Source organism: Nesterenkonia suensis (genome assembly GCF_054782935.1).
The window spans coordinates 921,605-941,812 of sequence record NZ_BAAGRN010000001.1; the positions used below are offsets into that span (position 1 = coordinate 921,605).

Consider the following 20,208-nt stretch of genomic DNA (forward strand, 5'->3'; position numbering starts at 1 on the left):
ACGAGCACACAGCACGAGGAGGACCATGAGGGGAAAGGTCAAGGGCCGCCAGGCGGTCCTGGAGTGGTTCGCACGGGCAGAACAGGCGTTGGAGACCCACCGGGGCCAGCTGGACCAGCTCAACGTCTTCCCCGTCCCGGACTCCGACACGGGGACGAACCTGCTGGCCGCGACACAGACATGTCGCCGGGCTGCGGAGGGTTCCACGCAGGAGGACCTCGGCGAGCTCCTCGCCGAAGTGGGCTCTGCGGCGATGGTCGAGGCCCACGGCAACTCCGGGACTCTGTTGGCGGTGCTGCTCTCCGGGATCGCGGAGCCCTTCCATGGTCAGGAGCGGCTCACCGCGCCACAGCTGGCCGATGCCTTGGACCGCGCCAGCCTGCGTGCCTGGACCGCACTGTCCGAGCCGGTGGCCGGCACGATGCTCTCGGTGCTCGACGCGGTCGCCGTGGAGATCCGTTCCTGTGCCGCCGAGATCCAGGAGCCGGAGAGCCGTGCCGCACTGGAGGACTGCCTGCGGCGGGCGCTGCGCACCGGACGCGCCGCGGTGGAGGCCACGACGGATCAGCTCGAGGTGCTCCGCGCCGCCGGTGTGGTCGATGCCGGGGGTGCCGGCCTGCTGCTGATCCTCGACGCCCTGCGCGCCACGGTCTGCGGAGAGGCCCTCAGCGAGGATCTGCTCGAGGGCCTGCCCGGCCTGCAGGGGGCCGAGTCTGAGACCGAGGCGCATTCGACTCATGACCAGGGTGCCCCCCAGGGAGCCTCCTGGCCGCACACAGAGCCCGCCCACGGGGCCCACCTGGTGGAGATCATGGCCACGGTGCGCCTCGATCCGCTCGGGGCCGCGTCGCTGCGGCACCGGCTCGACGAGCTCGGTGATTCGGTGATCATCACCCCGGTGGATGCTGAGCCGGATGCCGCCGGGGCCTATCGGTGGCGGGTCCATGTCCATACCGGGCGCCGTGCTCCGACGGCCGAGGCGATCCGGTCCGCCGGGTCTGTGGAGGCGCTGACCCTCACGGAGCTCGGTGTATGACGGGACATGGACCGGACACGCCGCTGGAGCGGCTGCTCGGGGAGTCGTCAGCCCGGACCCTGGAGCGGGAGCTCGGTCTGCGCACCGCCGAGGACCTCCTCGACCATATTCCGCGCCGGTGGGTCGAGCATGGGCAGCTCTCCTCCTTGGCGGAGCTGCGTGAGGACGAGCATGTCAGCTTCGTCGCGCGGGTGGTCAGCTCCTCGAAACGCCGGATGCAGCGTCGCCGTGGCTTTCTGGTCGAGGTGCTCGTCGAGGACGACGACGGCGTCCGCCTGCAGATGGCGTTCTTCCAGGGACATCAGGCGCACCGGGACCTGGGCTCCGGGGTCCGGGCGATGTTCCATGGCAAGGTCGGCAGCTACGGCGGCCGACTGACGTTGAACAACCCGGACTATTCGGTCCTGCCCTCGGACGACGGAGGGGTCTCTGACCTGGTGGACCATGGCCCGGCCGGAGCTCCGCTGCCGGGGGAGGGCCGGTCCACTCCGGTCCCGCTCTACCGGGCGACCGGAAAGGTCTCCAGCTGGGAGATCTACCGCTGTGTGCGGCTCGTGCTGGAGATGGTGGACCTGGATGCCTGGCCGGATCCGGTGCCCGCGAGCGTGGCTGAGGCGGAGGGGCTCTGCGCGCTCGCCACCGCCTATCTGCTGATCCACCGTCCCGCCGGCATGGAGGACCCCGCCGACGGGCTGCGGCGTCTCCGGTTCCAAGAGGCCTTCCTGCTGCAGGCGCTGCTGGCCCGGCGGCGTGCAGTGGCCGGCGGCGGGATCGGTGCCCCGCGACCGCAGCGCGCCGATGGCCTCCTGGGGGTCTTCGACGCCGGGATGCCGTTCACGCTCACACCGGGTCAGCAGCGCTGCGGTGCGCTCATCGCCGAGGACCTGGCCGGCGCAGAGCCGATGAATCGGCTTCTTCAGGGCGAGGTCGGATCAGGCAAGACACTGGTGGCCCTGCGGGCGATGCTCCAGGTGGTCGACGCGGGCGGACAGGCTGCCTTGGTGGCCCCCACGGAGGTCCTCGCGGCTCAGCACGAGCGGTCTCTGCGCGCGATGCTCGGCCCGCTGGCGGGCACGGACCTGCTCTCCGCCTGGGAGGGTCCCGACCACGCCCCTGCAGTCACGGTGACCCTGCTGACCGGCTCGATGAGCGCGGCCGAGCGCAGACAGGCGCTGCTGGACATCGCCTCTGGGGCCGCCGGCATCGTGGTGGGCACCCATGCGCTGCTGGGGGAGAAGGCCCAGTTCGCGGATCTGGGGCTGGTGGTGGTCGATGAGCAGCACCGGTTCGGCGTCGAACAGCGGGACGCGCTGCGGCACCGGTATGCGGTCACCCCCCACATGCTGGTGATGTCGGCCACGCCGATTCCCCGTTCGGTCGCGATGACCGTGTTCGGGGATCTGGAGCTGACGGTCCTGGACGGGCTGCCGGCAGGCCGTCAGCCGATCCGGACCCATGTGGCGCAGATGACACAGGGGCCCCGGGTCATCGGCCGAGTCTGGGAACGGATCGGTGAGGAGGTCGCCGCCGGCCATCAGGCCTATGTGGTCTGCCCGAAGATCTCCGAGTCCGACCAGCGGGAGGACCCCGGCTCAGGGGTGCAGATCGAGCAGGACGCTTCGGTCGAGCTCCTCGCCGACCGGCTCGCTGACCATCCGATCATCGGTCGGCTCCGCCTGGCCTGTCTGCACGGACGGATGGACGGAGCGGAGAAGGAGGCGGTGATGACCTCCTTCGAGCGCGGCGAGATCGATGTGCTGCTCTCCACCACGGTGATCGAAGTGGGCGTGGACGTGCCCAACGCCACGGTGATGGCGGTGCTCGACGCCGACGCCTTCGGCCTCTCCACGCTCCATCAGTTGCGTGGCCGCATCGGGCGGGGATCGGCCCAAGGGCTGTGTCTGCTGGTGACCCGCCTGCCGGACGGACATCCCTCCCTGGAGCGGCTTCAGGAGGTGGCCGCGCACAGCGACGGCATGGAGCTGGCCCGGCTGGACCTGCAGCGACGTCGTGAGGGTGATGTGCTCGGAGCCTCGCAGGCGGGCCGCAGCTCGACGTTGAAGCTGGTGCGCCTCGTCCGGGACGAGCAGATCATCGCCCGCGCCGCGGAGCATGTCCGAGCGATGACCGCGGCGGACCCGCCATGGGAGGGGCACCCCGTGCTGCGGGCTGCGGTCGATGCGTGGATCGCCCGCAGCGACGGCGCTGATGCGTATATCGAGCGTGGCTGATCAGGACCAGATCATCGAGCGGGGCGGCCGGCCCCTCCGGTGGTCTCGTGGGACCGTACGGACAGAAACTGCAGGCAGGGAGGCATGCTCGTGGCGCGGATCATCGCCGGCACGCATAAGGGCCGTCGGCTGGCGTCAGTGCCGGGGGAGGGGACCCGGCCCACCAGCGATCGGGTCAAGGAGTCGCTCTTCTCCCGGCTGGAGGTCTATGACGCGATCGGTGACGCCGTCGTCGTCGATCTCTTCGCCGGTTCGGGGGCGCTCGGCCTCGAGGCGTTGAGCCGGGGGGCACGCCACGCGGAGCTGGTGGATCGGGCCGAGCCCGCCCTGCGCACGCTGCGGCGCAATGCCTCGCTCTTCGACCCGACCCGGGTCAGCGTGCACCGCGCCGATGCCCTGCGCCATCTCCACCGCCGGGACGGCGGGAGCATCGAGCTGCTGTTCATGGACCCGCCCTATTCGTGCGCGGAGGAGGAGCTCACCGCCGTGCTGGAGGCGGCGCTTCCGCAGCTCCATCCGGCCGCCACCGTGGTGCTGGAGAGGGACGCCCGGAGTCCTGAACCGCTGTGGCCGGCCGGGCTGGAACGGTTTCAGGAGCGCGCCTACGGCACGACGCGGCTCTGGTTGGCCGAGCCGTCCTGAGAGCCGAGCCAGGCTGTCAGGTCCCGGTCGGTGAGCACCTCGCCCGGGTGCGGGCCGGCGGCCCAGACGGCCTCAGCTGAACGGGACCGGATCGGGGAGTCGGTGACGGCGACCACCAGGTTCCCGGCCGCTTCGGATGCGAGGACATCGGCCGGGGCAGTGACCAGGCACCGTGAGGGGTCCCCGTCGCCGGCGGCGGCGAGGAGCCGACGGATCAGCTCGCGGGCGAAGGTCAGGTCCGGCTCGTCTCCGAGGTTGACCACCAGCACACCGCCCGGGGCCAGCCGCGCGCGCAGGCGGCGGCAGAACTCGCCCGAGGTGATCGTCTCGGGAGCATCGGCACTGTTGAAGAGGTCGACGACGACGGCGTCGTGCACGCTGCCGGAGAGGACCCCGCCCGGTGCGAGCGCCTCCGCTGCGTCGGCGACGACGGTCCGCGGGCGGGTGCGCATCGGCAGGGCGTCGAGCACGAAGTCCATCAGCTCGGGCTCGATGTCCAGCACCGTCTGCGGGGCGATCCGCACTCCTCGGGCGACGGCCCGCTGTTCCACCCATCGGGGCAGGGTCAGCGCGCCGGCGCCCAGATGCAGCACGCGCCACGGGACCGGGGAGGCGGGACGATCGCCCAGCGAGTCGAGCACTGCGGCGATCCGCACGGTGTAGTCGTGCAACAGCCAGGCGGGGTCGTCGGTCTCCACATGGGACTGCTCGACGCCGTCGATGGTGAGCACCACGCCGGCGTCGGTGAGGTCGTCGGTCCGCAGCTCGGCCAGCGTCCCGGAGGCGGAGAGCCGGACGCTGCGTGGCAGGCTGCGCCGCACCGCCGGAGGGTCATCGTTCCTCGTCGGAGGGGCCATGGGATTCAGCCTCGCGCCTGGGGCAGACGCTGCCGGAGGCGATGCATGGCCTCATCGATGGTTCCGGGCTCCTTGCAGAACGCGAAGCGGACCATGCGCTGCAGCTCGTCCTCCGGGTCGGCGCGGTGCTGGATGGTCAGCGCGGAGACCGGGATGGCGGCGACGCCGACCTCGCGGGCCAGCCTGTGGCAGAAGTCCGGGCCGGAGAGGTCGGTGACCTCGCTGATGTCCGCGACCACGAAGTAGCCGGCCTCTGCCCGGTGCGGTCGGAGTCCCGCTGCATCGAGGCCCTCGTGCAGCCGGTCGCGGGCGGTCGCGAGAGCGGCCGCATTGGCGGCGAAGAAGCCCCGGTCGTCCTGCAGTCCGTGCGCGATCGCCCACTGGTAGGCGGGTCCTGACGAGAAGCTGAGGAACTGCTTGACTCCGCGCACCTGGTTGAGCAGGGCGGCGGACCCGGTGATCCACCCGATCTTCCAACCGGTCAGCGAGAAGGACTTCCCGGCCGACCCGACGGCGACGGCCACCTCGTCGGCGCCCGGCACCGAGAGGATCGTGTGATGGGGGTGCGCGGCGTCGTCGAAGACCAGGTGTTCGTAGACCTCGTCACACATGATGCGCAGATCATGCCGCCGGGCGATGTCGACCGCCCGGCGCAGCTCCTCGGCGCTGAACACGGTTCCGGTGGGGTTGTGCGGGGTGTTGAGCAGGATCAGCGAGGTCCGGTCCGTGATGGCGGCTTCGAGGGCGTCCATGTCGGGACGGAAGTCGGGCGCGCGCAGCGGCACGCCCTTCAGCTCGGCCCCGGCCAGTGCGGTGCAGGCGCCATAGGAGTCGTAGTGGGGTTCGAAGGTCAGCACTTCGGAGCCCGGTTCGGCGAAGGCCAGGATGGCCGCGGTGATGCCTTCGGTGGCCCCGGTGGTGATCATCACCTGCTCCACCGGGTCGAGGCTGACCCCGTAGCGTCGTCGGTGGTCTTGGGAGATCGCCTCGCGGAGCAGCGGCAGGCCCAGCCCCGGAGCGTACTGGTTCGGCGGGCCCACCTGGGGATCTGTGATGGCCTCCGCCGCGGCGGAGAGCAGCCAGTCCGGGCCGTCCCGGTCGGGGAACCCCTGGCCGAGGTTGACGGCTCCGTGGGCGAGTGCTGCGGCGGTCGTGCGCTCGTAGATGGTGGGCAGCACCGCTCCGGTCTCGAAGTCGAACGTGTTCGCCCCGATCGCGGCCTTGACCCATAGGGGGCGGTGGTCCAGCGGGATGCGGGAGAGGGCGGCGGGAGTGGAGTCGGACCGACGGTCGGCGCTGGAGGGCATGTCTCCCATCGTAGACACTTCTGCGGACACTTCTGCGGACACTTCTGCGGACACACCTGCGGACACGTCGGCCCATCCGCGTGCCGGGGGGAGCTCACCTGCAGTAGTGTCCTGTCTATGCAGTCAGCAGTGTGTCCCGGATCCTTCGACCCCCTGCACAACGGGCATGTCGAGATCATCGCCCGTGCCTCCAACCTTTTCGACGAGGTGATCGTCGCCGTCTCGCCGAACATGCACAAGAACCCCATGTTCTCCGTCGAGGAGCGCATGGAGATGGTCCAGGAGACGTTCTCCTACGTGCGAGGCGTGATCGCCAAGCCGCTGGGCGAGGGGCTGCTGGCTGACTTCTGCAAGGCGCACGGCGCCAACGCCGTGGTCAAAGGGCTGCGGGATGCGAAGGACCTCGCCTATGAGACGCCGATGGCGACGATGAACCGCCATCTCAGCGGACTCGAGACGATCTACCTCCCGGCCGACGGGCGGTACACCCATCTGTCCTCCACTCTGATCAAAGAGGTGCACAGCCTCGGCGGGGATGTCTCCGAGCATGTGCCCCGCGCGGTCCAGCGTCGGCTCACGGATCGGCGTCATGAGAGCTGATCCGCACCGGGTGTGAACCGGCACCGTGCTAGATTCCTCGATACCGTAGTCCTGCGTCTGAGGAATCCTCGCCATCCGACAGGAGTCCTCGACATCCGAGGTGCGACACAGAGAGGTCGATGCGCATCATGAAGCCGATCACCAAGGCCGTGATCCCGGCGGCGGGTCTGGGGACCCGGTTCCTGCCGGCGACGAAGGCGATGCCCAAGGAGATGCTGCCGGTCGTCGACGAGCCGGCCATCCAGTACGTGGTGGCCGAGGCCTCCGCGGCGGGGCTCGACGACATCCTGATGATCACCGGGCGCAATAAGCGCTCTCTGGAGGACCATTTCGACCGGGTGCCCGCTCTCGAGGCCACTTTGGAGGCCAAAGGCGACACCGAGAAGCTGGCCGCGATCCGCGAGGCCACCGAGCTGGGGGACATCCACTACCTGCGTCAGGGAGACCCCAAGGGTCTCGGCCACGCGGTGCAGTGCGCACGCCAGCACGTCGGAGCAGAGCCGTTCGCCGTGCTGCTCGGTGATGACCTGATCGACCCTCGTGACGAGCTGCTGACCACGATGCTGGACACCCAGCAGAAGCTGGGCGGCTCGGTCATCGCGGTGATGGAGGTTCCCCCGGAGGACATCAGCTCCTACGGTGTGGTCGACAGCGGGCAGGCTCATCTCCGGGAGGAGACCGTGGTGCCGGTGACCGGACTCGTGGAGAAGCCGCCTGTGGAGGAGGCGCCGTCGAACCTGGCGATCATCGGTCGCTATGTGCTGCATCCGGCGATCTTCGACCAGCTCGAACAGACGCCGCCGGGGCGCGGGGGCGAGATCCAGCTGACCGACGCGCTGCAGGCGATGGCCTCGCAGCCGGCCGAGCAGGGCGGAGGGGTGCATGCCGTCGTCTTCCGCGGGCGCCGCTACGACACCGGGGACAAGCTCAGCTACATCAAGGCCGTGGTGACCCTGGCAGTGGATCGCGAGGACCTCGGCGAGGACCTGCGCAGCTGGCTGAAGGAATTCGTCACCGGCCTGTGACCCCTGCTTCGCGGCTCGACACGGCCGCCAGCCGGTGGTCCGGATTCGTCACAGCTGCTCGGGGTGGGATAGACTGGCTCGTCGGTCCTCGAGGATCGAAGTGTTCGTCGTCCGCAGGGAGTGTCCGCCGTGGCTGCACCGCACGGAAGTGCCCTGGTGATCGATGTGAAGGAGCTCCGGGGCAGACCCGGGACCCAGCAGCATCTCACCAGAACCCTCGGCGTGCCCGCCGGCTTCTCCACTGTGCTGGTGGGGTTCCCCGAGGGTGAGGACCTCGAGCTGGATCTTCGGCTGGAGTCGGTGCATGAAGGCGTGCTGATGACCGGTGCCGTTTCGGCACAGATGGTCGGTCAGTGCGGACGGTGCCTCGATGAGCTGGGACATCTGCTCACCGTGGATGTCATGCAGCTGTTCACTTATCCCGAGCGTGCCTCCGAGGCGGCCGAGGACGAGGAGGACGAGCGCCTCATCGGCGAGGACCTGCTGATCGATCTGGAGCCGGTGCTCCGGGACCTGATGGTCTCGGCACTGCCGTTCCAGCCGGTCTGCCGCGAGGAATGCCCCGGGCTGTGCTCCCAGTGCGGACTCCGCATGGAGGACGACCCCGAGCATTCCCACGAGCAGATCGACCCCCGTTGGGCGGCCCTGGCCGAGCTGCGGGACGGGCTGGACGAGCCTGAGAACTGAAAGACTCCACCTGGGGAGGGGCCGTGGCTCCTCCTGCTGACCTGACCGACACCGAGAGAGAAGAGAGACACCGTGGCTGTTCCGAAGCGGAAGAAGTCCCGTGCCAACACCCGTCACCGCCGTTCGCAGTGGAAGGCCCAGGCGCCTTCGCTGGTCAAGACGGTCGAGAACGGACGTGTCGTCTACAGCCAGCCGCATCAGGCCAAGCTCGTGACCGACTCGGCCGGCACGCCGCTGTTCTACGAGTACAAGGGCCGCAAGGTCGCCGACGCGTGACCTCACCGGCTCCTTCCGGCGGACCCGTCGGAGCGGATGACCAAGAATCACTGGTGAAGAGTCTCGGGGTGCACATCGACCCCGAGACTCTTCGCTGTGCCCTGACGCATCGGTCCTACGCCTACGAGAATGATGGGATCCCGACCAACGAGCGCTTGGAGTTCCTCGGGGATTCGGTGCTGGGCTATGCCGTCACCGACTACCTGTTCCGCACGTATCCGGATCACGCAGAAGGCGACCTGGCGAAGCTGCGCTCCGCTCTGGTGAGCACCCGGGCGCTGGCGCGCATCGCCCGGGGGCTGAACGTGGGCCCGCACATCAGCCTCGGGGCCGGAGAGCGGCGCACCGGCGGACAGGACAAGGATTCGATCCTCGCCGACACCATGGAGGCGCTGATCGGGGCCGCCTACCTGTCGACCTCCTTCGAGACTGCCCGTCGGTTGGTGCTCCGACTGGTGGTGCCCCTGCTCTCCGACGCCCAGGCGATGAGCGCCGGCAAGGACTGGAAGACCACGATCCAGGAGATCTCCGCCCATCGCGGGCTGGGGGACATCCGCTACGTGCTCGAGGATTCCGGTCCGGACCATGACAAGACCTTCACCGCGACGCTGACCATCGGGGGTGCGCCGTACGCCTCCGGGACCGGCAAGTCCAAGAAGGACGCCGAGCGGGAGGCCGCTCGGCGCACTGCGGAGAAGCTCGCGGAGGGCTCCGAGGGTGACGACGTGCTCAGCGGTGGCCTGGACCGCTGAACTGCTGATCGGCCTGCCATGCCTGAACTTCCCGAGGTCGAAGTCGTCCGTCGTGGACTCGTGACCTGGGCCGCCGGTCGCGAAGTCACCGCCGTGGACGTCCACGACGAACGCAGTCTGCGTCGTCATGAGCCGCTCGACGAGCAGACCGGTGGGGATGGGCAGGGGCGCTCCTGCGGCCTGCCCCCGGCACCGGAGCCCGTCACCCGCTCCGAGGACTTCCGTGGCCGACTGGTGGGCCGCACCTTCGGGGAGCCCCAGCGCCGTGGCAAGTACCTCTGGATTCCCCTGGACCAGACCGACGCGGCGCTGCTGGTTCACCTGGGGATGAGCGGCCAGCTTCTCGTCCAGGACCGTGCGGCTCCGGTGGAGAAGCACCTGAAGATCTCCTTGGACCTCTCGGTGCGTCCCGGGGCTCCCGAGCAGCTGCGTTTCGTGGACCAACGGATCTTCGGCGGCATGCAGGTCACGCCGCTGATCGCCGCCGAGCATCCCTCCGGCGCCCTGCCGAGTCCTGCGGCGCATATCGCCGCAGATCCCTTCGAGACGGAGGCGGACGGCGCTGCTGCCGAGCGACTCTTCCGCGCGCTGCGCCGCCGACGCACCGGACTGAAGCGCGCCCTGCTGGATCAGACCCTGATCTCCGGCATCGGGAACATCTACGCCGACGAGGCGCTCTGGCGGGCGCGCCTGCACTTCGCCCGCCGCACGGAGACGATCACCCGCGCCGAGACCGCGCGGCTGCTCGAGGCGGTCCGCGAGGTCATGGCCGCCGCCCTCGAGGCCGGCGGCACCAGCTTCGATGCGCTCTATGTCAACGTCAACGGGGCCTCCGGCTACTTCGATCGCTCGCTGACCTGCTATGGGCGTGAGGGCAGACCATGCACCCGCTGCGCCGGCACGTCGCGTGCGGCGGTGATCCGCCGCACCGCTTTCATGGGCAGATCCTCCTACTGGTGCCCGAGCTGCCAGCCGCGGCCCCGCCAGGGGCGCTGGTGAGACCCCTGAGTCCGCTAGCATGGCGTGGATGACCGGAGGGCACGAGCAGGCCCGACGCATCGACGGTGCGAGCACCGACGCGCCGATGACACGACTGTTCCGTTCCGAGGGGAGGACCCGTGGCTGATCGCCACTCTGCCGCCGGGCGGCAGCCCCACCGCCCGCGTCGGGCCAAGCGCCTCAGCGAGAGCGCCGCGACGGCGGGGCCCCCGGCGGGCTCCCCGGAGCCCGCGGCACCGCAGGACACGCAGGACAAGCAGGCACGTCGTCGTCGCCGCCGTCGCATCGCGGGATGGTCAGCCGCCGTGGTGGCGGTGGTGCTCACCGTCGCCGTCGTGGCCGCCGGACTCTATCTGCGTCAGCTGCAGAGCGACTTCGACGACAACCGCAACGTGCTGCAGATGGACCTGGAGGACGAGACCGCTGACCGGACCAACGACGGCGTGATCAACATGCTGCTGCTCGGTTCGGACAGCCGCGGCGACGGCCTCGACCTTGCCGAGATCAAGGGGGAGGACGGGGAACGCTCGGACACGATGATGTTCGTGCACATCCCGGCGGACCGGTCCGGGGTCTACGTCATGTCCATCGTCCGGGACCTGTGGGTGGACGTCCCCGGACACGGGGAGGGCCGCATCAACTCGGCCCTCGACGCGGGCGGCTACGAATTGGTGATCGATACTGTCGAAGAGCTGCTGGACACCCATATCGACCACATCGGGATCATCGACTTCGACGGCTTCGAGGATCTCACTCAGGCGCTGGGCGGAGTCTACGTGGACAACCCGATGGCCTTCTCCGCCGGTCAGCTCAACCCTGCCTTCTACCCGGAGGGCACCATCCGGCTCGAAGGCCCCGATGCTCTGCGCTACGTGCGGGAGCGGAAGTCCTTCATCGAGGGTGACTTCATGCGGGTGCAGAATCAGCAGCGGGTCGTGCACGCGATCGTGGACCGGTTCCTCAGCGCCGACACGCTGACCAGTCCGCAGCGGGTCTCCGGTGCGGTCAACAGCATCGTTCCCTACCTCTGGATGGACGAGGGCCTCGACTCCTCCACGGTGGTGGACTACGCGCTGCAGATGCGGGATCTGCGCTCCGAGGACATCCACATGTTCACCATCCCCACCGGTGAGCCGACAGTGACCTCCGGGGGAGCTCAGGTGCTGCTGCAGGATGAGGACGCGCTGCGGCTTCTCAGCACATCGTTGCGCCAGGAGAACCTCGACGGCTTCCTGGAGTACATGGAGGTCCGCGAGCAGGACGAGCTGCCTGAGGACCTCACCGAGGACCCGGAGGACCAGCCCACCGAGGTGCCCCAGCCATGAGGCGCGCGCAGCTGCTGACGCATTCGTACTGGCCCGAGTCCACGCCCCCGCAACGAAGGTGGCAGCGGCTGACCGCCGCGCTGGTCGACGACGGCTGGGGGGTCGACGTCGTGACCCCCTCCGCCGACCCGCGGCACACGTCGGTGGCTCATCGCGACCAGGGGAGGATGCGGTGGCCAGCGAGCGATGGGCCCGGCGGAGAGCGTATCCTGCGGGTCCCACGGATCCTGCTGCGCGACTCGCGGGCCGGACGCTTCGCCTCGGACGCGGTGGTGTCGGTGCTGATGGTGCCGCGGGCGCTGGTCGCGCCGCGCCCGGACGTGGTCATCGCGACGGTTCCCGCCCTGCCGGTGATCTGCGCCGGTTGGCTCACCGCCCGGCTGCGCCGTGTTCCGCTGGTGGTGGACATGCGCGATGCCTGGCCCGACCTGGCCCGGGAGGCCGGGGTGCGGGCCGGGCCTGCCGGGCGGCTGATGGAGACGGTGGTCACTGGGGTCCAACGGGACGCTGACCTGGTGGTCACCGTCACTGCCGGCTTCGCTCGGCGGCTCGTCGGGCGCGGAGTGCCGCGGGTCGCCACGATCAGCAACGGGGTGGACCTGGCCGGGGTCCCCGCATTGGAGCAGCGTGAGCGCGAGCCCGACACTCTGCGGGTGACGTATCTGGGCAACCACGGCGAGAGCCAGGCCCTGGAGGCATGCATCGATGCGGTCAAGGCAGTCCATGAGACCGGGGAGGTCGACGTCGTGCTGCGGATGATCGGCTCGGGCACGCAGAAGGAGCGCCTGCGGCGGCGCGCCGCGGACTGTCCTGCGATCGAGTTCGGCGATCCCTGTCACGGCGAGGAGGTCTGGGACCACTATCGCTGGGCGGACACCGCTCTGGTGAGTCTGCGCACCGACTGGGCGTCCTTCGCCTGGACGGTGCCGTCGAAGACTTTCGAGCTGCTCGGACTGGGCAAACACATCACCGCTGCGGTGACCGGGGAGGCCGCCGAGATCCTCCGGCAGGCCGAGAACGTCACGGTGATCGATGACGCCGGTGAGGGTGGAGCCCGGGCCGAGAGGCTGGCGGCGACGTTCACCGCGCTGGCCCGCGACCGGGACTCTACACCGGTCTCCCGCCAGGGCCGCCGCTGGGTGGCCGAGCATGCGGACCTGCCCCAGCTCGGACGGCGCTATTCGGAGCTGTTGGACGAGCTCGTCCCGGACGACGGGGGCCGGTCGCCGGCCGGGGGCTCCCGGGATCCGCGGGCCGGCGCCGTGCGCCCGCCCGTGGACTGGGAGCGGCTCTGGATCTGTGTGTGCACCTACCGGCGCAATGACCTGCTCGCTGATCTGCTGAAGTCTCTGCGGGCCCAACGTGTCCCCCGCAGGCCTGGGCTGCTGGTGGTCGACAACGATCCCGACGGCGGTTCCGAGACCACGGTGCGCAGGCTCTGGCCCGAGGCTCGCTGGGTCCACCAGCCGCAGCCGGGGATCGCCACTGCCCGCAACACCGCTCTGGAGGCTCTTCCCCAGGACGCTTCGGCCGTGGTCTTCATCGATGACGACGAACGGGCCCACCCGGACTGGCTCGCCGCCCTGGTGCGCACCGCCGACGCCTCAGGCGCCGACACGGTCTCCGGTCCCGTGAGGTCCCTGATGCCGCCGGGGACCCCGGCGGGCCTGGCTGACGAGGGGTTCATCCGTCGCATCGATTTCCCGACAGGCCCCTGGGCGATGCGTCCGGCGACGAACAACGTGCTGGTCCGCGCTGACTGGTTCACCGCTGAGCCGGCCTTCCGCTTCGACGAGGACTTCAACTTCAGCGGCGGAGAAGACTCGGAGCTGTTCGGACGCATGCAGTCCGTCGGCGCCGTCAGCTGGTGGTGTGCCGAGGCAGAGGTCGTCGAAGAGGTGCCGGCTGACCGGGCCACAGTCCAGTGGATGCGCGCCCGGGGGGTCCGCGCCGGCCATGTGCGGGCGAAGAAGGCTGCCAAGGGCGGGCACGGGAGCGTCCGCATCGCCGGTGAGGCGATGGCACGTCTCAGCCTCGGAGCGGGCCGGGTGGCGCTGCGCCGCCTGCAGCGACGGCGGGTCAGCTATCAGGACAGCCTGTGGTGGCGTGAAGGCGTCGGCATGCTCCAGGCCGTCACCGGCCGGTCTCGCGACGAGTACGCCCGCTGAGCCCCGGGGTGGCCGGGGAGCCGCCCGCCGCGGGCGTCGAGTCCGGAGTCGAGTCCGGCGTCGAGTCCGGAGTCGAGTTCGGAGCTGAGGCCTGCAGGGCCTGGTCCACGACCTGCTCGGCAGCCATCACCGTCTCCCAGGGCCCGTTCGGGGCCTCGAGGCGTTCCTGGTCCTCACGCAGGTCGGCCATCATCTGCCGCTGAGCGGTGGGCTCCGGCTTGAGCGTGCGACGGTACACGGCGCCCAGCACTCGGCCGCCGGCGGTCCGCTTGAACGCCGCGGCGCGGCGGGAGACCTCGCGGAGGATCCTCCGGCGGGCCGCCCCGGCGGCGGGGCGCAGCGCGGTGGGGGCCGGCAGTCGGCCGCGCAGGGCCTCCCGGGGTCCCGCCAGACCGAAGAATCGCAGCGCCTCCGGTGTGCGCCACCGGTGGGCGCTGGGGTCCGGGACGTATTCGGCGACGATCTGGCGGATGACCTCCTCGGCCTGCTCCCGCAGCTCCGGGGCCACCTGCTCGAGCTTGCGCAGGTACCAGGTGACCAGGAAGTGTTCGAAACGGGTGTCCAGGTAGTCCTTCAGCAGTCCCGTGCGGCGCAGCCAGGCGGCGCGCGCCGCTTCGAGGATCAGGTACTTGCGGAAGTAGCGGGGGGTGACCACGTTGACGATGGAGGTGTCCACCGCCCCGTAGTAGACGTAGACCGGACGGTCCACTGCGAGGTACGCCCGCGTGTGGTGCAGCAGCTGCTGGAAGAAGAACGTGTCCTGTCCAGTGGCGCCTTCGGGCTGGGTCAGCCCCAGGCTCTGGAGCCACTCGCGGCGCGCCACCATCCCCTCGATGCTGGCCGGCCGGAAGCCGACGGCGCGGAGCGAATCCCGCGTGGGCCGGCGCAGGCCGTCGGCCTCGGGGATGCCCGCGTTGAGCCACCGGTGGACGTCGAGGACCATGCGCCCCTCGTCCCAGGTGATCTGCGTCCCTAGGGCGAAGTCGGCCTCATCGGCGTCCTGCAGCCGATCCATCAGGTGGAGGTAGCCGTCCTCGTACTGCTCGTCGTCAGGGTCGAGGTAGGTGACGAACGGGGTGAAGGCCAGCTCCAGCCCGGTGTTGCGCGGTCGGGACGCCGACCCGGAGCCGCCCGGCCGGTGGTGGAACGCCGAGACGTTGGCATGGGTACGGGCGAGCTCGTCGACCGTGGCGGCTGTGACGCCGTCGGTGGAGCCGTCATCGACGAGCAGCACGTGCATCCGGTCGAAGGACGTCGAACGTCGCAGAGAGGCGAAGGCCTTGTGGCGCAGATGGTGACCGTTGTTGTAGATCGGCACGATCACGGCAAGCTCCAGGTGGAGGCCCTCCGCGGTCCGGCGGAATCGGCGGCGGGCCTCGGCCAGGTCCTCAGGAGCGTCCACGGCACCGGTGGGCCCGTCCCCACCGGTCGGGTCCTGGGTCGGGTCCTGGGTCGGGTCCTCCGTCGGCTCGCGGAGGTCGAGGCGGCCGATGGCCTTCCGGTGCTGCAGGTGGTCGAGGGCGTAGGCGCGCTCGGCGGCCAGGGCCCGCGCGAGGTTCTCGGGGGAGCTCAGCGCCTCGCGGTCCCAGGTGCCCGCTGCGATCCTGTCAGCGGGGCGATGCAGCGCCGTGAGGTCGAGGGAGCCCCCTGCGCTGCGGAGCTCGTCGAAGCGGTGGTGGCGGTGGGCCGTCGGGTCGGTGTCAGCCGCACCGCCGTCGACGGCGACTGTCAGCGCCGCGGACTGCAGGCGGAAGGCCGCGGCGTGGTCGGCGGTGTAGTCCGGTGCGTAGCGGCGAGCCGAGCTCACCGGCATCAGGAGATCAGCCTCCTCGGCACGGTCGGGAAGCTGCTCCCAGCTGATGACCTCCACCGGCCCGCGGCTCTGCGCCGCGAGATCCGCCCGAAGCTGATCGGTGGGCTGCTGGGCCACTGCGAGCATCGTCTCACCGGGGAGGTCCACTGCGGCGCCGACGAACTCCGCCAATCGGGCGAGCAGATCGACGCCGTGGTTCTCCAGGAAGACCTGGCGGATGCCGTCGCTCTGGACGCGTCGCAGGGTCTCCAGGTCCAGGTCACGCAGCGTGGCGGCGACGTCGTCCGCGGAATTGGCGATGTGCACCTGCGGATAGTAGGAGTTCAGGCCTTGGTTGTAGGTGGAGAGCACCAGAGTGCCGGCGGCCTGCAGCTCCAGAGCACGGTTGGCGAACATCGTCTGGCTGGCCAGCACGGAGTTCAGATTCACCGCCACGTCGGTCACCCGCTGCAGGCCCATCAGCGCATGGTGGTCCAGAGAGGGGACCCGGTAGGGCCAGTACTCATAGGGCAGCAGCTGATTCGGGCTGGGCAGCGCGACGTCGTGGTAGCGGTCGACCACCGCCAGCGGGCGTCCGGCCTGGAGGACTCCGTCGAGTATCCACCGGCCGTAGGTGGCCCGTCGGGGGTACTTCCTGCCCATCCAGGACCCGGCGAAGATCACCGGCCGTCGGGCCGAGGACCAGTCGGGCTCTCCGGCGCCGGGCCGTGAACCGAGGGGCGTGTGCAGCAGCGGGTTGACCGCGAACGGCAGCACGTCCACGCTGCGGGCCTGCGGACAGTCCCGCCGATAGTCCTCCACGACCTCGGCCGCCGTGGTGAGGATGTGCTCGCAGGCTCGGGCGACATCGAGGAACTGGCGGTAGTCGGGCGGGTCCTCCTTGCCGTAGTAGACGGTGGGGACTCCGGCCCGCCGGAACGCCGGGATGAGCGTCTCGGTGAGCAGGCGACGGCGACATCGCGCCTGGGCTGACGTGACGTCCCAGGAATGTCCGTCGTGCCCGCGCCAGGTCGCGGCGACCAGCAGCACGTCGACGTCCTGGAGGTGACGGCGCCACGTGGTGGGGGTCAGCGGGATCAGCTCGGCCAGTCCGGAGAAGGTGTCGAAGAGGAACCGGTCGCAGACGATGCCGATGCGCAGCGGCAGTCGAGGGCGGGTGATGCCGTGCTCGGGGGCGGGGAGCGCGGCGGCGGCCTCGAGGGCCTCCTCGACCGCGCGGCGTGCGGTGGCCCTGGCCTGGGCGGATTCGGTCACCGGAGAGTCGGCGGTTCCTGCGGCGGTGGCACGGCGGCGCATCTGCGTGGCGCGGCGGCGGTGCGCCTCGGCCAGCGGCCTCCAGATGTCCGGGCGCCGCGTGTGCAGCATCGCCGCGGCGGCATCCTCATGGGCGCCGGCCGCGCTGACCAGCTCGGGCTCCGGGGATTGGGCGGTGCGGGGAAGCTCGGAACTCACCCCTCGAGGGTATCCCGACCGGGCCGATCGCCGATGACGCCGCGTCGGTTTTGGCCGGGGCGCGGGGTCTTGCTAAGCTGAATGACCGTGACGGCAGAGGCCGTCAACGGGGATGTAGCTTAATGGTAAAGCTTTGGTCTTCCAAACCAACGACGCGGGTTCGATTCCCGTCATCCCCTCCATCTCCTTCCTGATCTCCTCTGCCTCCTCAGGAGTGTGTATGCGAGTCCCCGGCCGTCGAGCGTCCCGGGATCGCGAGTCCCAGCCGCGGGTCTTCCTGGTCGTCCAGCCGACCGTCTCCCACTACCGTGAACCCCTGCTCAGGCGTCTGCTCGCCAGTGAGCGCCTTGAGATCGATCTGGTGGGCCGGTTCCGCAACAGCGAGGGTTCCGCCGCCGACCGGATCCAATCGGCGTCGCCGGAGCTGCTGGAGCAGGTGACGCCGCTGCGATTCCTCTCCTGGGGCGAGTTGTGGTGGGAGCGCGGACAGGTCTCCGCGGTGCTCTCCGGTGAGCATGACGTCTACGTCCTCGCCGGTCGCATCTACACGCTCTCCGCCTGGGCGGCCATGCTGGCCGGTCGGCTGACCGGCCGCACCGTGCTCCTCTGGGGGCATGGATGGAAGCGTGCCGAGGCGGGGGTGAAGCGCCGGCTGCGGCTGGCCTTCTACGCCCTCTCTGACGGCCTGCTGGTCTACGGCGACCGTGCCCGTCAGCTCGGGAGCTCCTACGGGGTTCCCGAGGAGAAGATCGCCGTGGTCTACAACAGCATCTACTCAGAGGATCAGCTCGCCGAGGGCCCGCTCGAGGAGCAGGGAGACCTTCCTGCGGGCGTCGCCGGGGCTCCGGAGCGCCCGCGACGCCCCACGCTGATCTACAGCTCGCGGCTCACCGCCCGGCATCGGTTGGACACTCTGGCTGAGGCGCTGGAGCATATGCCGGCCGAGACCCGGCCTAAGGTGTTGGTGGTCGGTGACGGCGTCGAACGCCCCCGCCTGGAACGGCGCTTCGCCGAGGCCGGGGTGGAGGCCGAGTTCCTCGGAGCCGTCTACGATCTGCCCACGCTCCGGCGGCTGTACGCTCAGGCGGACGCCGCCGTCTCCATCGGTGGGGCCGGGCTCAACGTCATCCAGGCCATGAGCCTCGGGGTCCCGGTGGTCGCCGAGGACGGCAACCCGGACTCCAGTCCGGAGATCGAGGCGGTCGTCGAGGGGCAGACCGGACGCTTCTACCGCAGCGGGGACCCTGAGTCCCTGCGTCAGGTGCTCGGGGAGCTGGTCGAGGATCCGGCCTCCCTGCGGCGGATGGCTCGCCGGGGGCTGGAAGCCGTGCGCAATCGGTACACGGCCGAGCGTCACGCGGAGGCGATGGAGGAGGCTGTCCTCGCCTTCCTGGACGCCCGAAGGGCGTGGCGGAAGACGAGGACGTCACCGCAGCCGACAGCAGACTGACCGGTCAGGACGCCGGGGTGCGCGCCCCGGAGGCGACCAGCATCGCGTCGAACTCTGCGGTCACCTCGGTGTCGTCGCGCCAGGTCAGTCGCGAGACGAGCCAGGCGGCGAGCGTGGCGAGCACGAAGCCGGGGACGATCTCGTAGAGGACCCCGGAGAGTGCATCCACGGTGCCCCAGACGCCCACAGTGACGGCCCCGGTGATCATCCCGGCCAACGTCCCCTCCATGGTCAGGCGCCGCCAGTAGAGGCTCAGCAGGATGATCGGGCCGAAGGCCGAGCCGAAGCCGGCCCAGGCGAAGCCGACCAGCTCGAGGATCGTGGAGTCGGTGTCGAGGGCCAGCAGGGCGGCGATCACGGCCACGGAGAGCACTGCGCCCCGGCCGAGCATGAGCTGCTGCCCGCGTGTGGTCTCCCGGCCCAGGGACATGTAGATGTCCTCCACCAGTGCGGAGGAGCAGACGACCAGCTGCGAGGAGATCGTGGACATCACGGCTGCCAGCACGGCGGCGAGCAGCAGCGCGGCCACGAACGGGTGGAACAGGGCCTGCGAGAGCACCAGGAACACGTGCTCGGAGTTGGCCAGCTCGGTGCCCTGCTCGCGGAAGTAGGCGACGCCGATCAGCCCGGTGAACACCGCGCCGGTGGCGGCGATGGCCATCCATCCGATGCCGATCCGCCGGGCTGCGGGCGCATCGGCCGCAGAGCGCATCGCCATGAACCGTACGATCACGTGTGGCTGTCCGAAGTACCCCAGGCCCCAGGCGGCGGCCGAGATCACGCCCAGCGCGGAGGCGCCGACCAGGAAGCTCATCCGGTCCGAGTCTGCGGCGGGGTCGGCGGCGTTCACCGCGGCGTCGGCGGCGGCGACACCGGCGGTGACCTCGCTCCAGCCGCCCAGCACCGCCAGGGCGACCAGCGGGACCAGCAGCAGTCCCAGGAACATCATCGACCCCTGGACCACGTCGGTCAGCGAGGCGCCCAGGAAGCCGCCCACCAGCGTGTAGACCACGGTGACGCCGGCGACGATGAGCATGCCCTGCAGGTAGTCCAGCCCGAAGGCCACCGTGAAGAACTCTCCGCCGGCGACCATGCCTGAGGAGACATAGAAGATGAAGAAGGCCAGGATGATGATCCCGGCGATGATGCGCAGCGAGTGATTGCTCGTGCGGAACCGCGCCTCGAGGAAGCTGGGGATGGTGATGGAGTTATTCGCGACTTCGGTGTACGCCCTCAGTCGCGGGGCCACGAACTTCCAGTTCAACCAGGCGCCGATGGTCAGGCCGATGGCGATCCAGGCCTCCACCAGCCCGTTGAGATAGATCGCGCCGGGCAGCCCCATCATCAACCAGCCCGACATGTCGGAGGCACCGGCGGACAGCGCGGCCGTGGAGGGTCGCAGCTTGCGCCCGGCGAGCATGTAGTCGTTGAGGTCGGAGGTCCGGCGGTAGGCGTAGTACCCGATGGCGACCATGCACGCGAAGTACAGGATCACCGCCACCAGCTGGACAGTGGTGTTGGCAGTCTCGATCATAGAAGCGAGTATGGCACTCGGTGAGCTGCCTCACCGATCATTGCCACGCGGGTG

At 70.0% G+C, this 20,208-nt stretch carries 16 protein-coding genes and 1 tRNA gene; 13 read left to right on the top strand and 4 right to left on the bottom strand.

Annotated elements, in window-relative coordinates; all coding sequences use genetic code 11:
• Positions 1–25: 25 nt before the first annotated feature.
• The 3 genes from ACYVKI_RS04005 to rsmD all read left to right on the top strand — a co-directional run bounded on the left by ACYVKI_RS04005 (position 26) and on the right by rsmD (position 3,909).
• On the top strand, positions 26–1,036 hold the full coding sequence (locus ACYVKI_RS04005) for a DAK2 domain-containing protein (protein WP_460689036.1): 1,011 nt from the start codon (positions 26–28) through the stop codon (positions 1,034–1,036).
• Complete coding sequence (locus tag ACYVKI_RS04010) at positions 1,033–3,267, top strand: ATP-dependent DNA helicase RecG (protein ID WP_460689037.1); 2,235 nt, start codon at positions 1,033–1,035, stop codon at positions 3,265–3,267. Before ACYVKI_RS04005 ends, ACYVKI_RS04010 begins: the two co-directional genes overlap by 4 nt.
• Before the next feature lie 84 nt (positions 3,268–3,351).
• Positions 3,352–3,909: a 16S rRNA (guanine(966)-N(2))-methyltransferase RsmD gene (rsmD, locus tag ACYVKI_RS04015; protein ID WP_460689038.1), complete on the top strand. Its 558-nt coding sequence runs from the start codon at positions 3,352–3,354 to the stop codon at positions 3,907–3,909.
• Here the strand turns inward: rsmD and ACYVKI_RS04020 are convergent.
• The gene (locus tag ACYVKI_RS04020; protein WP_460689039.1) at positions 3,870–4,766 is read right to left on the bottom strand and encodes a spermidine synthase; all 897 of its coding nucleotides are present in this window, start codon (positions 4,764–4,766) and stop codon (positions 3,870–3,872) included. The genes rsmD and ACYVKI_RS04020 overlap by 40 nt on opposite strands.
• A 5-nt stretch (positions 4,767–4,771) precedes the next feature.
• Complete coding sequence (locus ACYVKI_RS04025; protein WP_460689040.1) at positions 4,772–6,073, bottom strand: aminotransferase class I/II-fold pyridoxal phosphate-dependent enzyme; 1,302 nt, start codon at positions 6,071–6,073, stop codon at positions 4,772–4,774.
• Positions 6,074–6,190: 117 nt separating this feature from the next.
• Here ACYVKI_RS04025 and coaD point away from each other — a divergent pair, with 117 nt between their 5' ends.
• The 8 genes from coaD (at position 6,191) to ACYVKI_RS04065 (ending at position 13,905) form a co-directional block, all read left to right on the top strand.
• Positions 6,191–6,673, top strand: coding sequence for a pantetheine-phosphate adenylyltransferase (gene coaD, locus ACYVKI_RS04030; protein WP_460689041.1), 483 nt, complete (start codon positions 6,191–6,193; stop codon positions 6,671–6,673).
• A gap of 119 nt (positions 6,674–6,792) precedes the next feature.
• Positions 6,793–7,698 (top strand): UTP--glucose-1-phosphate uridylyltransferase GalU, encoded by a 906-nt coding sequence (galU, locus tag ACYVKI_RS04035; protein ID WP_460689042.1) that lies wholly within the window; start codon positions 6,793–6,795, stop codon positions 7,696–7,698.
• 129 nt (positions 7,699–7,827) lie between these two features.
• Positions 7,828–8,385, top strand: a complete 558-nt coding sequence (locus ACYVKI_RS04040) for a YceD family protein (protein WP_460689043.1) — start codon at positions 7,828–7,830, stop codon at positions 8,383–8,385.
• A 72-nt stretch (positions 8,386–8,457) separates the two neighbouring features.
• Entirely contained in the window at positions 8,458–8,661 is a 204-nt protein-coding gene (gene rpmF / locus ACYVKI_RS04045; RefSeq protein WP_179542570.1) for a 50S ribosomal protein L32, read from the top strand.
• Positions 8,662–8,729: 68 nt separating this feature from the next.
• On the top strand, positions 8,730–9,413 hold the full coding sequence (gene rnc / locus ACYVKI_RS04050) for a ribonuclease III (RefSeq protein ID WP_460689044.1): 684 nt from the start codon (positions 8,730–8,732) through the stop codon (positions 9,411–9,413).
• Between the two features lie 18 nt (positions 9,414–9,431).
• Positions 9,432–10,412 (top strand): bifunctional DNA-formamidopyrimidine glycosylase/DNA-(apurinic or apyrimidinic site) lyase, encoded by a 981-nt coding sequence (gene mutM / locus ACYVKI_RS04055; protein WP_460689045.1) that lies wholly within the window; start codon positions 9,432–9,434, stop codon positions 10,410–10,412.
• A 119-nt stretch (positions 10,413–10,531) separates the two neighbouring features.
• A complete protein-coding gene (locus tag ACYVKI_RS04060; protein ID WP_460689046.1) occupies positions 10,532–11,737 on the top strand; it encodes an LCP family protein in 1,206 nt (401 codons plus the stop codon).
• Positions 11,734–13,905 carry a glycosyltransferase gene (locus ACYVKI_RS04065; protein ID WP_460689047.1) on the top strand — a complete coding sequence of 724 codons (2,172 nt, stop codon included), beginning with the start codon at positions 11,734–11,736 and terminating at the stop codon, positions 13,903–13,905. Before ACYVKI_RS04060 ends, ACYVKI_RS04065 begins: the two co-directional genes overlap by 4 nt.
• On the opposite strand, the gene ACYVKI_RS04070 is transcribed toward ACYVKI_RS04065, so the two are convergent.
• A complete protein-coding gene (locus ACYVKI_RS04070; RefSeq protein ID WP_460689048.1) occupies positions 13,871–17,170 on the bottom strand; it encodes a glycosyltransferase in 3,300 nt (1,099 codons plus the stop codon). The genes ACYVKI_RS04065 and ACYVKI_RS04070 overlap by 35 nt on opposite strands.
• Before the next feature lie 108 nt (positions 17,171–17,278).
• On the opposite strand from ACYVKI_RS04070, the gene ACYVKI_RS04075 reads away from it, so the two are divergent.
• Together ACYVKI_RS04075 and ACYVKI_RS04080 are read left to right on the top strand one after the other, a co-directional pair.
• Positions 17,279–17,352, top strand: a tRNA-Gly gene (locus tag ACYVKI_RS04075).
• A gap of 38 nt (positions 17,353–17,390) precedes the next feature.
• Positions 17,391–18,620 carry a glycosyltransferase family 4 protein gene (locus ACYVKI_RS04080; protein WP_460689049.1) on the top strand — a complete coding sequence of 410 codons (1,230 nt, stop codon included), beginning with the start codon at positions 17,391–17,393 and terminating at the stop codon, positions 18,618–18,620.
• A gap of 4 nt (positions 18,621–18,624) precedes the next feature.
• On the opposite strand, the gene putP is transcribed toward ACYVKI_RS04080, so the two are convergent.
• Positions 18,625–20,154, bottom strand: a complete 1,530-nt coding sequence (putP, locus tag ACYVKI_RS04085) for a sodium/proline symporter PutP (RefSeq protein WP_460689050.1) — start codon at positions 20,152–20,154, stop codon at positions 18,625–18,627.
• Between the last annotated feature and the right edge of the window lie 54 nt (positions 20,155–20,208).